Source organism: Aeromicrobium sp. IC_218 (assembly GCF_004336805.1).
In the GTDB taxonomy this organism is placed as follows: domain Bacteria; phylum Actinomycetota; class Actinomycetes; order Propionibacteriales; family Nocardioidaceae; genus Aeromicrobium.
The window spans coordinates 77,325-88,702 of record NZ_SJXM01000011.1 but is presented as its reverse complement, the minus strand read 5'-3'; the positions used below and the strand labels follow the sequence as shown (position 1 = coordinate 88,702).

Annotated in this window: 9 protein-coding genes; 5 read left to right on the top strand and 4 right to left on the bottom strand. The window is 74.3% G+C overall.

Annotated elements, in window-relative coordinates:
* Positions 1-82: 82 nt before the first annotated feature.
* Positions 83-1,753: a glycoside hydrolase family 13 protein gene (locus E0W78_RS12695; RefSeq protein WP_131404321.1), complete on the bottom strand. Its 1,671-nt coding sequence runs from the start codon at positions 1,751-1,753 to the stop codon at positions 83-85.
* A 38-nt stretch (positions 1,754-1,791) separates the two neighbouring features.
* On the opposite strand from E0W78_RS12695, the gene ndk reads away from it, so the two are divergent.
* Positions 1,792-2,199, top strand: coding sequence for a nucleoside-diphosphate kinase (gene ndk / locus E0W78_RS12690; RefSeq protein WP_131404320.1), 408 nt, complete (start codon positions 1,792-1,794; stop codon positions 2,197-2,199).
* A gap of 7 nt (positions 2,200-2,206) precedes the next feature.
* On the opposite strand, the gene E0W78_RS12685 is transcribed toward ndk, so the two are convergent.
* Entirely contained in the window at positions 2,207-2,851 is a 645-nt protein-coding gene (locus E0W78_RS12685; protein WP_131404319.1) for a response regulator transcription factor, read from the bottom strand.
* Positions 2,803-4,137: a sensor domain-containing protein gene (locus tag E0W78_RS12680; RefSeq protein WP_165570504.1), complete on the bottom strand. Its 1,335-nt coding sequence runs from the start codon at positions 4,135-4,137 to the stop codon at positions 2,803-2,805. Before E0W78_RS12680 ends, E0W78_RS12685 begins: the two co-directional genes overlap by 49 nt.
* Positions 4,138-4,277: 140 nt before the next feature.
* Here E0W78_RS12680 and E0W78_RS12675 point away from each other — a divergent pair, with 140 nt between their 5' ends.
* From E0W78_RS12675 to E0W78_RS12665, 4 genes are all read left to right on the top strand, one after another.
* Positions 4,278-6,437 carry an MMPL family transporter gene (locus E0W78_RS12675; RefSeq protein ID WP_131404317.1) on the top strand — a complete coding sequence of 720 codons (2,160 nt, stop codon included), beginning with the start codon at positions 4,278-4,280 and terminating at the stop codon, positions 6,435-6,437.
* Positions 6,438-6,502: 65 nt separating this feature from the next.
* A complete protein-coding gene (locus tag E0W78_RS12670; protein WP_131404316.1) occupies positions 6,503-8,434 on the top strand; it encodes a TIGR03960 family B12-binding radical SAM protein in 1,932 nt (643 codons plus the stop codon).
* Positions 8,435-8,564: 130 nt separating this feature from the next.
* A complete protein-coding gene (locus tag E0W78_RS16615; protein ID WP_165570503.1) occupies positions 8,565-8,726 on the top strand; it encodes a hypothetical protein in 162 nt (53 codons plus the stop codon).
* A gap of 135 nt (positions 8,727-8,861) precedes the next feature.
* The gene (locus tag E0W78_RS12665) at positions 8,862-10,172 is read left to right on the top strand and encodes a GDSL-type esterase/lipase family protein (protein WP_131404315.1); all 1,311 of its coding nucleotides are present in this window, start codon (positions 8,862-8,864) and stop codon (positions 10,170-10,172) included.
* Here the strand turns inward: E0W78_RS12665 and E0W78_RS12660 are convergent.
* Positions 10,159-11,349 carry an MFS transporter gene (locus E0W78_RS12660; protein ID WP_131404314.1) on the bottom strand — a complete coding sequence of 397 codons (1,191 nt, stop codon included), beginning with the start codon at positions 11,347-11,349 and terminating at the stop codon, positions 10,159-10,161. The two genes, E0W78_RS12665 and E0W78_RS12660, sit on opposite strands and share 14 nt — an antisense overlap.
* Positions 11,350-11,378: the final 29 nt, after the last annotated feature.

Below are 11,378 nucleotides of genomic sequence, written 5' to 3'. Positions count from 1 at the left end.
CCAAGTGCTTCGTCGTGACCTGGGTCACGAACGCGTGGCCCGACGGTAGACCCGGGGAGGGTTCAGTGCCACACGAGACGCGTCAGCCGGCCAGCCACGCCGTCGTGTCGACACCGAGGCGTCCGTCCGCGAGCGGCTCGCTCGTCACCAGCACCTCGCCGTCCGGCAGCGCCACCGGCGCGCGCCCGAGGTTGGCCACGACGGTCGTCGCGGTGCCGTCGGTCGCGGTGACGCTGAACGCGACGACGTCCTGGCCCAGGTCGAGCCAGGTGAGCTCGCCGGTGCCGAGCCCGCGCTCGCGGCGCAGCCGCAGCAGGGTGCGGTAGAGCTCGAGCGTCGAGCCCTCGACGCCGCGCTGGGTGTCGACGGCGAGCCGGCCGTACGACGCGGGCTGGGGCAGCCAGGAGCGTCCCGTGTCGTTGAAGCCGTAGGCCGGGGCGTCGGACTCCCAGGCCATGGGCACGCGGCAGCCGTCGCGGCCCACGTCGGCGGGGCCGGAGCGGTGCCACGTCGGGTCCTGGCGGTGCTCGTGCGGCAGGTCGGTGACGTCGGGCAGGCCGAGCTCCTCGCCCTGGTAGACGTAGGCGGAGCCGGGCAGCGACAGCATGAGCGTGGTGGCGGCGCGGGCCCGGCGCAGGCCCAGCTCGGCGTCCGGCTGCTCGTGCTCGGGACCCACGCCGGGGACGCGGCGCGCGCCGGGCGTCTGCGGGTACCCCAGGCGCGAGGCGTGCCGCACGACGTCGTGGTTGGACAGCACCCAGGTCTGCGGGGCACCGACGGCCGCGGCGTGCTCGAGCGCCTGCGCGACGGCCTCGCGCTGCTCGGCGGCGATCCACGGCGTCATGAGGTACTCGAAGTTGAACGACTGGTGCAGCTCGTCGGGACGGACGTACTTGACCAGGTTCTCGGCCGGGACGACCCACGCCTCGGCGCACAGCAGCCGCTCGGAGTCCGGGTCGCCGGGCGTCGCGTAGGAGTCGGCGATGCGCCGCCACGAGCGGTAGATCTCGTGCACGCCCTCCTGGTCCCACATCGGCTGGGAGTTCGTCGGGTCCGTGGCCAGGTCGTAGTCGGGGTTGGCGTCGGGCAGGCCGTCGGCCTTCACCAGGCCGTGGGCGACGTCGATGCGGAAGCCGTCGGCGCCGCGGTCGAGCCAGAACCGCAGGACGTCCTCGAGCTCCTCGCGCACCTCGGGGTTGGTCCAGTCGAAGTCGGGCTGGGTGCTGTCGAACAGGTGCAGGTACCACTGGCCCTTCGTGCCGTCCGGCTCAGTGACGCGGGTCCAGGCGGAGCCGCCGAACGTGCTCTGCCAGTTGTTCGGCGGCTCGTCGCCGCCTTCGCCCCGGCCGTCGCGGAAGACGTAGCGGGCGCGCTCGGGCGAGCCGGGCGGGGACGCCAGCGCGGCCCGGAACCAGGCGTGCTCGCTGGAGGAGTGGTTCGGGACGACGTCCACGACCACCTTGAGGCCCAGGCCGTGGGCCTCGGCGACCAGGGCGTCGAAGTCGTCGAGCGTGCCGAACAGCGGGTCGACGTCGCGGTAGTCGGCCACGTCGTAGCCCGCGTCGTTCTGCGGCGACGTGTAGAACGGCGACAGCCACACCGCGTCCACGCCGAGCTCGGCCAGGTGGGGGAGCCGGGCGGTGATGCCCGGCAGGTCGCCGACGCCGTCGCCGTCGGAGTCCGCCCACGAGCGCGGGTAGACCTGGTAGATGACGGCGTCGCGCCACCAGGGCGTCTCGGTGGTCCGGGGCATGGGCGGCTCCTTCGGGGTCGGGACGATAGGTTTCGTCCATGTCACAACGCACGCTCGTCCTGCTCAAGCCGGACGCCGTCAAGCGCGGTCTCGTCGGCACCATCCTGTCCCGGTACGAGACGAAGGGCCTCTCGGTCGTGGCGATGGAGCTGCGCTCGATCGACGAGCAGCAGGCCGACGCGCACTACGCCGAGCACGTCGACCAGCCGTGGTACCCGCCGCTGCGCGCGTTCTCGACGTCCGGTCCGCTCGTCGCGCTGGTGCTCGAGGGCGACGAGGCGATCACCGTCGTCCGCGGCCTGAACGGCGCCACCGACGGTCGCGCCGCCGCCCCGGGCACGATCCGCGGCGACCTCTCGCTGTCGAACCGCGAGAACCTCGTGCACGCCTCGGACTCCCCGGAGTCGGCCGCGCGCGAGATCGCCCTGTGGTTCCCCGGCCTCTGAGCCGTCCCTACGCCTGCAGGTAGGCCAGCACGGCCAGCACCCGGCGGTGGTCGTCGGGGCTGACCGGCAGGTCCAGCTTCGTGAAGACGTTGTTGATGTGCTTGCTGACCGCCTTCTCGGTGACGAAGAGCGCGGCGGCGACGGCGGCGTTCGAGCGTCCCTCCGCCATGAGCGCCAGCACCTCCCGCTCGCGGTCGGTCAGCCGGCCGACCGGGGTGCTCTCGCGCGCCTTCGTCACCAGCGTCGCCACGACCTCGGGGTCGAGCGACGTGCCGCCGGCGGCCACGGTGCGGACGCTCTGCACGAACGCGCCCACGTCGGTCACGCGGTCCTTGAGCAGGTAGCCGACGCCGCCCTCGCCGCTGGCCAGGAGCTCGCGGGCGTACAGCTGCTCGACGTACTGCGACAGCACGAGCACCGGCAGGCCCGGTCGCTCGGCCCGGGCCCGGATCGCGGCCCGCAGCCCCTCGTCGGTGAACGTCGGCGGCATCCGGACGTCCACGACCGCCACGTCCACGTCGTCGCGGCGCAGCGCCAGCTCGAGCGAGGCGGCGTCGTCGACGGCGGCCACGACGTCGATGTCGTGCGCCTGGAGCAGCCGGGTCAGGCCGTCCCGGAGGAGGGCGTGGTCCTCGGCGACGACAGCGCGCACGGCAGCTCCAGGGTGACGGTGGTGGGACCGCCCGCGGGGCTCGTGACGGTCAGGGTGCCGTCAAAGGCTGCCAGCCGCCGGGCCACGCCCGCCAGTCCCGTGCCGCGACCGGGGTCGGCGCCGCCGCGTCCGTCGTCGGTCACCACCGCGCGCAGCACGCGTCCGTCGTGGCCGAGGGTGACCGTCGCCCGTCGCGCGTCCGCGTGCTTGACCACGTTGGCGAGGGCCTCGGCGACCGCGAAGTAGGTGGCCGACTCGACCGGCTCCGGTGCGCGTCCGGGCAGGTCGACCAGCACGGTGGTGGGCACGGCCAGGTCGAGCGCGAGCGCCTGCACCGCGCCCGCGAGCCCGCGGTCGGCCAGCACGGGCGGGTGGATGCCGCGCACGACCGAGCGCAGGTCGCCCAGCGTCGTCACCGTGGTGTCGCGGGCCTCGGCGATGAGCCGGGCGGCGGCGTCCGGGTCGGACCGGACGAGCTCCTCGGCCATGCCCAGGCTCATGCCCAGCGAGACGAGCCGCGCCTGCGCGCCGTCGTGCAGGTCGCGCTCGATGCGGCGCAGCTCGGCGGCGGAGTGGTCGATCGTCTCGGTGCGGCTCGCCGCGACCTCCGCGACGCGGCGCTCGAGCTGGTGGCGCGAGGGCGACAGCAGCGCCTTGTCGAGCAGGGCGCGCAGCCGCACGAGCGGCGGGAGCAGCCACCACCAGATCGCGAGGGCGACGAGCACCAGCACCCACTGCAGGAAGGCCTCCTCCTGGGTGTCGACGGTGATGAACCCGTAGTCGTTGACCAGCACGCCCTCGGGCGTCACCGCGAACACGAACGGGAAGACGGCGTACCAGACGACGGCCAGGCCGAGCCCGAGCGCGATCCAGCTCAGCGCCCAGCCGACGACCACGGTCGTCCAGGTCCAGGCGTAGTCGCGCCAGCGGGCCGGGTCGCGCACCCAGGTGGCCAGCGCCGACAGCGGGGACGCGGACGGCGCCCGCAGGTAGTCCGGGCGCTCGATCGTCCGGCCCAGCACCGAGCCGCTCAGCCGGCGCTGCACCTGCGCGAGCGCGGCGTTGAGCGGCACGAGCACGAGCAGCAGGAGCAGCCCCACGCCGACGACGGCCACGCCCAGCGAGGTCGTGATCGTGCAGAGCAGGACGAGGGCCGGCACGGCCAGCAGGACGTCCGCCACGGCGACGAGCGTCAGGCGCAGGCGCCAGGTGAGGCCGTTGCCGTGCGCGAGCCAGCCCGTGGTGGGCCGGCGCGGCGAGGAGTTGGGCGGGGCGGAGGTGGTCACCGGGCCATCCTGGCGGGTCCCGGACCCGCGGCGCAGGGGTGCTGGCACCCCTTCTCGAGCGGGGTCCAGCACTCCTGTGCGCACCCGTCCGCCCGCGGGAGCGTGACGACGTCACCCGTCACCGCGGAAAGGGACCCGCCATGAACCGATCACCGCTCACCGTCCGAGCCGCCCGATGGAGCGCGCGCCACCCGTGGCGCGCGATCACCGGGTGGCTCGTGCTCGTCGTCGCCGCGCTCGCGGTCAGCGCGGCGATGCCCGTCCAGCAGGCCTCGGACGCCGACTTCCGGGTCGGCGAGTCCGGCCGCGCCGAGGCCATGGTCGCCGACGCCGGGCTCGCCGGCGCCCCGGTCGAGACCGTCCTGCTCACCGACGACGGCGCCCGGATGGACGCGGCCACCGTCGCGCCGGTCGTGCGCGACCTCCGGACCGAGCTGGCCGACGTCGACGGCGTCGCGTCCGTGGCCGACCCGGTCTGGTCGGCGTCGCGCGACGCGGTGCTGGTCGCGATCGAGATGACCGGCACGGCCGAGGACGCCTCCGACCACGTCGACGGCGTCACCAACGCCGTCGCCGACGTCCGCGAGCGGAGTCCGGGTCTGACCGTCGAGCAGGCCGGCGGCGCGTCCGTCGGCGCGGCCGTGAACGAGCGGGTCGCCGAGGACCTGGGGGCGGCCGAGCTGACCAGCCTGCCCGTGACCTTCGCGATCCTGCTCGTCGCCTTCGGCGCCGTGCTGGCCGCGGGCATCCCGGTGCTCATGGCGTTCGGCTCGGTGCTGCTGACCGTCGGGCTCTACGCCCCGCTGTCGCAGCTCGTGCCCGACGGTGGCTCGACGTCCAACATCGTGCTGCTCATCGGCATGGCCGTCGGCGTCGACTACTCGCTGCTGTACCTGACCCGCGAGCGCGAGGAGCGCCGTCGTGGGCTCGGGACCGTGGACGCGGTGGAGGCCGCCGCGCGCACCGCCGGGCACGCCGTCGTCGTCTCCGGCGTCGCCGTCGTCGTCGCGATGTCGGGGCTCTTCCTGACCCGGGACGCCGTGTTCGAGGCGCTCGCCGTCGGCGCGATCCTCGTCGTGCTGGTGTCGGTGGCCGGCTCGCTGACCGTGCTGCCCGCGGTGCTCGCAGAGCTCGGCCGGTTCGTCGACCGTCCGCGCGTGCCGCTGCTCTGGCGCCTCACCGGCCGCATGGGCACCGGGGCGATCAGCGGACGGCTGCTGCGCCCGGTGCTGCGCCGGCCCCGCGCGTCCGCGCTGCTGGCCACCGCGGTGCTCGTCGCGCTCGCCGCACCCGCCCTGGGCATGCGCCTGCAGGAGTCGACCGTCGAGTCCCTCCCGTCCGACATCCCGGAGGTGCAGGCCTACCTGCACGTGCAGGACGCGTTCCCGAGCGAGCGTCCGACCCTGGCCGTCGCGGCCACCGGCGACGGCGCCGCGCTCCAGCCGGCGCTGCTCGACGTGGCCCGGGAGGCGGAGGGCCGCGGGATCGCCGCGCCGGGGGAGTCGTCGGTCGAGCTGGCCGCGGACGGACGCACCGCCCTGCTGCAGATGGCCGCGCCCGGCGGCGAGGGGTCGGACGTGAACGACGACGCCGTGCGGACGCTCCGCGAGGACGTCGTGCCCCAGGCGCTGCCCGACGGCAGCGACTGGGCCGTCGGCGGCGACGTCGCGACGGCCCTGGACAACCGCGAGCACCAGGCGGCGGCGCTGCCCTGGGTCGTCGGGTTCGTGCTGCTGTTCATCATGGCGATGATGGGCCTGGCCTTCCGCAGCCTGCTGCTCGCCGGCCTGACCGTCGTCCTCAACCTGCTGTCGGTCGGCGCCGCGTTCGGCGTGCTGCAGCTGGTGTTCGGCCACTCCTGGGCCGACGGGCTGCTCGACTACACGTCGCCGGGGTACGTCGTCATGTGGATCCCGCTGTTCTGCTTCGTCGTCCTGGTCGGGCTCTCGATGGACTACCACGTGTTCGTGCTGAGCCGGTTCCGCGAGGAGCTGCGGGCCGGGCGCCCCTACCGCGAGGCGGTCGAGCAGTCGGTCCGCCGCACCGCCGCCGTCGTGACGAGCGCGGCCGCGGTCATGGTCTCGGTGTTCGCGGTCTTCGCCAGCCTCTCGATGCTGGAGATGAAGCAGCTGGGCGTCGGGCTGTCGGTGGCGATCCTCATCGACGCGACGATCGTCCGGCTGGTGCTGCTCCCGGCGGTGCTGCTGCTGGCCGAGCGCGGCCTCGGCCGGCTGGGCACCCGCCCGGGCGCCGAGCCGGTGGCGCAGGCACCCGAGCCGGTCGCCATGCCGGTCGGCTGAGCCTCGAGCTCGCCCCGCCCGCCGGGATTACCGGACGGGTGGGGCGAGCGCCTACGCTGGGAGCCATGTCCGTCGAGTCCGTGTTCCCCCGCCTCGAGCCCCTCCTGCCGACGATCAGCAAGCCGATCCAGTACGTCGGCGGCGAGCTGAACAGCACCGTCAAGGAGTGGGACTCCGCGCAGGTGCGGTGGGCCCTCATGTACCCCGACGCGTACGAGGTGGGCCTGCCCAACCAGGGCGTGCAGATCCTCTACGAGATCCTCAACGAGCGTGACTGGATCCTGGCCGAGCGCACCTACGCCGTCCTGCCCGACATGGAGCAGGTCATGCGCACCCACGGCATCCCGCAGTTCACCGTCGACAGCCACCGTCCGGTCGCCGCGTTCGACGTGCTGGGCCTGAGCTTCTCCACCGAGCTCGGCTACACCAACATGCTCACCGCACTCGACCTCGCGGGCGTCCCGATCCACAGCGCCGACCGCACCGACGAGCACCCGATCGTCCTGGCCGGCGGCCACAGCGCCTTCAACCCCGAGCCGGTCGCCGACTTCCTCGACGCCGCCGTGCTCGGCGACGGCGAGGAGATCGTCCTGGCCATCAGCGACGTCGTCCGCGAGTGGAAGGCCGAGGGCCGCCCCGGCGGACGCGACGAGGTGCTGCTGCGCCTGGCCAAGTCCGGCGGCGTCTACGTGCCGCGCTTCTACGACGTCACGTACCTGCCCGACGGCCGCATCGAGAAGGTCGTCCCCAACCGTCCGGGCGTGCCGTGGAAGGTCGCCAAGCACACGCTGATGGACCTGGACGCGTGGCCGTACCCGAAGAACCCGCTGGTGCCGCTGGCCGAGACCGTCCACGAGCGCTTCAGCGTCGAGATCTTCCGCGGCTGCACCCGCGGCTGCCGCTTCTGCCAGGCCGGCATGATCACCCGCCCGGTGCGCGAGCGGTCGTTGCAGGGCATCGGCGAGATGGTCCAGAACGGCCTGGACAAGACCGGCCTGGACGAGGTCGGCCTGCTCAGCCTGTCCAGCGCCGACCACACCGAGATCGGCGAGCTCGCCACCCAGCTGGCCGACCGCTACGAGGGCTCCAACACGTCCCTGAGCCTGCCCAGCACCCGCGTCGACGCCTTCAACATCACCCTCGCGAACGAGTTCAGCCGCAACGGACGCCGCTCCGGCCTGACGTTCGCGCCCGAGGGCGGCAGCGAGCGGCTGCGCAAGGTCATCAACAAGATGGTGACCGAGGAGGACCTCATCCGGACCGTCGCCGCTGCGTACTCGCACGGCTGGCGCCAGGTGAAGCTGTACTTCATGTGCGGCCTGCCGACCGAGACCGACGAGGACGTCCTGCAGATCGGCGAGCTGGCCAAGAAGGTCATCGAGACCGGCCGCGAGGTCTCCGGCCGCAAGGACATCCGCTGCACGGTCTCGATCGGCGGCTTCGTGCCCAAGCCGCACACGCCGTTCCAGTGGGCCGCCCAGCTGGACCACGAGACCACCGACGAGCGCCTGCGCAAGCTGCGCGCCTCGGTGCAGTCGGACAAGAAGTTCGGCCGGGCCATCGGCTTCCGCTACCACGACGGCAAGCCCGGCACGATCGAGGGACTGCTGTCGCGCGGCGACCGCCGCGTCGGCAAGGTCGTCGAGGCCGTCTGGCGCGACGGCGGCCGCTTCGACGGCTGGAGCGAGCACTTCAGCTTCGACCGCTGGTCCGAGCAGGCCGCGCTGGCGCTGGCCGGCACGGGCGTCGACCTGGACTGGTACACGACGCGCGAGCGCGAGTACGGCGAGGTGCTGCCCTGGGACCACCTCGACTCGGGCCTGGACCGCGACTGGTTGTGGGAGGACTGGCAGGACGCGCTCGACCCCGACGACTCGATCGAGGTCGAGGACTGCCGCTGGACGCCCTGCTACGACTGCGGCGTCTGCCCGGCGATGGACACCGACATCCAGATCGGCCCCACCGGGCAGAAGCTGCTGCCGCTCAGCGTCGTCTGAGGCCGCGGGCGCGCGTCCTAGGACGTCCGCCCACGGATCTGAGGTAGCCCCGGCGCCCGGCTAGGACGTCTGCCCGATGTGGCGGGGGTGCCTCAGCGACGAGGTTGGAGGTGTTCCGAAGGAGGACACCATGTACACCGATCTCTTCGCCCTCGACCAGGCCGCCCAGCGCGAGCGCGAGCTCGCCGTCACCCTCGAGCGTCGCCGGCTCGCCGCCGAGCGCGGCCCGGCGGCCGCTCCGCCCCGGCGTCCGCGCCACACCCTCATCGGGCGCTGGCTCGTCGCGCACTGACCGCGCCGTCCGTTCCTCACGGTGCGCGGCACCAGGCCGCCGGTCCGCTCAGGTCGGGCTTGGGCCGGTCGATAGGGTTCAGCCGGCCCGGCAGACCGGGCCCGCTGGACCGCGGTACGAGGAGCTGGGCAGGGAATGGGACGACGCGTCGTCGGACGGATCATCCTCGCGGCAGCAGCCGTCCTGGCCACGGCGACCTCCGTGCACGCGTCCGGCGACGCCGAGCCGGCCGTCCCCGCGCCGGAGCCCGCAGGCCCGGTCCGCATCCTGCTGCACGGCGACTCCGTCACCCAGGGCTCGGCCGGCGACTGGACGTGGCGGTACCGGCTCTGGAAGCACCTCACCGCCAGCGGTGAGCAGGTCGACTTCGTGGGCCCCCGAGACGACCTGCGCGACGGCAGCCGGGCCTACGCCGACGCGACGTTCGACCGCGACCACGCCGCCCGCTGGGGCATGGCGGGCGGTGCGCTCGACCACTCGGTCACCGAGCTGATGGCGTACGTGCCCGACGTCGTCGTCGACGGCCTCGGCATCAACGACCTGCGCACGGCCACCCCCGAGACGGCGGTGGCCCGCGCCGTCGAGCGCGTCGAGCAGGCCCGGGCGGTCGACCCCGACGTGGACGTCGTCCTGTGGCGCCTGCCGCAGACGTGGCGCCCGGGCGTGGCCGCCTACGACGAGCTGGTGGCGCAGGCCGTGGCCGCCCTCGACACCCCGCGGTCGCGGGTCGTGCTGGCCGACGTCGCCACCGGGTTCGACCGCGCGGTCGACACCTACGACACCCTGCACCCGAGCCCGTCGGGGGAGGTCAAGATCGCGGCCGCCGTCGCGGACGCGCTGTCGTCCCTGGGCGTCGGCACGCCGTACCCGCGTCCGCTCGTGACGCCGGTCGCCGGACCGACGCTGCTGCCGCGCCTCACCGCCGCCCGGGTGGACGCCGTCGGCACGCTGCGGGTCGGCTGGACGGTGCCCGAGGGCGCCACGGGCGCCTGGGTGGAGCTGCGGGACGTCGTGCGCGACGGACCGTGGCGAAGGGTCGCCGCGGCCACGACCCTCACCACCGCCAGCGGCAGCGCCACCGTCCCCGGCCTCGTGGCCGGCCGGCGCTACGAGCTGCGGGTGCGTGCCCTCAAGGGCACGGTCGCGTCCGGCCTGACGTCGGGGACGGCGGCGGTCGCCGTCCCGCCGCCGGGCCGCGTGGTCGCGTTCCGGGCCGTCGGACGGAGTGGCTCGGTGCGACTGGCCTGGACTCCGGTCGCGCGTGCTCGCGGCTACGAGGTGTGGCGCAAGGCCGACGGCTCGTGGCGGCGCGTCGCCCGCACGCAGGACGCCCGGTTGACCGTCCGGCAGGGACGCGGCACCGCCCGGTTCCGCGTCCGCGCCACGAGCGACGCGCCCGGGGCGTGGTCGGCGACGCGCAGCGTGCGCGGCCTCAGCCGCGACTGAACGGCTTCGCGCGCACCGCCGCCGCACCGAGCGGGGCGAGCAGCGCCGCGACCGCGGCCATGGCCAGCGTCGGCACGGTCCAGTCGCCGGTCAGGTCGTGGCCGAGCCGGAAGAGCAGCGGTCCGGTGGCCGCGAGCAGGTAGCCCAGCGACTGGACGAAGCCCGACAGCAGCGCGGTGTCGTCGACGCTCACGGCGCGCTCGGCCACCATGACCAGCGACCAGCCGAACGCGGCACCGCCCGCGCCCAGCACGATGCACGACAGCCAGGGCAGCGTGTCCGGCGCGAGGGCCAGGCCGAGCCAGCCGCCCACCGAGAGCACGGCCAGGACGTACGGGACGTGCGCGGTCACGCCCCAGCGTCCGAGCACGAACGGCAGGGCCATGCCGACCGGGACGCCCATCGCGCTCCAGGTCGCGACGTAGCCACCGGCCGCCGCGGCGCTGATGCCGGCGTCCTGGAACAGCACGGCGAGCCAGCCCATGAGCACGTAGGCTCCGGCCGACTGGACGGCGAAGAAGGCGGCCAGGATCCACGCGACGGGGGAGCGGGCGACGTCGCCCCACCCCGTGCCCGCCGTGGCGTCGGGCAGGGCGACCGGTGCCTGCGGCGCCGGCACCAGGGTCCACGCGACCGCCGCGAGCAGGCCGAGCACCGCCCATGCGCCGATGGCGACGCGCCACGACCCGGTGGCCTCGGCGAGCGGGACGGTGAGCGCGGCGCCGGCCGCGCCGCCCACCACGATCATCGCGGTGCCCGCCGAGCCCATCGTGGCCACGCGGTGCGGGAAGTACGCCTTCGCCACGGCCGGCAGGATGACGTTGCCGATGGCGGCGCCGCACGGCACCAGCGCGGCGGCGAGCAGGAACAGCCAGGGGTCCGAGGCGACCGAGCGCAGCACCAGGGCGCCGGCGACCAGCAGCGTCGCGCCGACCGCGCAGGCCCGCAGGCCGACCGACCGCACCAGGCGCGGTCCGAGCAGGCCGGCGGCGGCGAACGCCAACGGCGGCAGCGCGGTGAGGAAGCCGACCGTGCCGGCGCCCAGCGGCAGGTCGCGCTCGACGTCGTCGATCACGACGCCGAGGCCGGTGACGAACGGACGCAGGTTGAGCGCGAGCAGGGTCATGGCCAGCAGGACGAGCACGGACTGGCGACGCGGACGGGAGGCTTGGTGCACCCCGCCAGTCTGGTGCACCGAGCAACGAG

What these genes read in the sequence shown, in the direction of transcription:
- E0W78_RS12670 (WP_131404316.1), top strand. Translation starts at nt 6,503, where the DNA reads ATGTCCGTCGAGTCCGTGTTCCCCCGCCTCGAGCCCCTCCTGCCGACG.
- E0W78_RS16615 (WP_165570503.1), top strand. Translation starts at nt 8,565, where the DNA reads ATGTACACCGATCTCTTCGCCCTCGACCAGGCCGCCCAGCGCGAGCGC.
- E0W78_RS12675 (WP_131404317.1), top strand. Translation starts at nt 4,278, where the DNA reads ATGAACCGATCACCGCTCACCGTCCGAGCCGCCCGATGGAGCGCGCGC.
- E0W78_RS12665 (WP_131404315.1), top strand. Translation starts at nt 8,862, where the DNA reads ATGGGACGACGCGTCGTCGGACGGATCATCCTCGCGGCAGCAGCCGTC.
- ndk (WP_131404320.1), top strand. Translation starts at nt 1,792, where the DNA reads ATGTCACAACGCACGCTCGTCCTGCTCAAGCCGGACGCCGTCAAGCGC.
- E0W78_RS12695 (WP_131404321.1), bottom strand. Translation starts at nt 1,753, where the DNA reads ATGCCCCGGACCACCGAGACGCCCTGGTGGCGCGACGCCGTCATCTAC.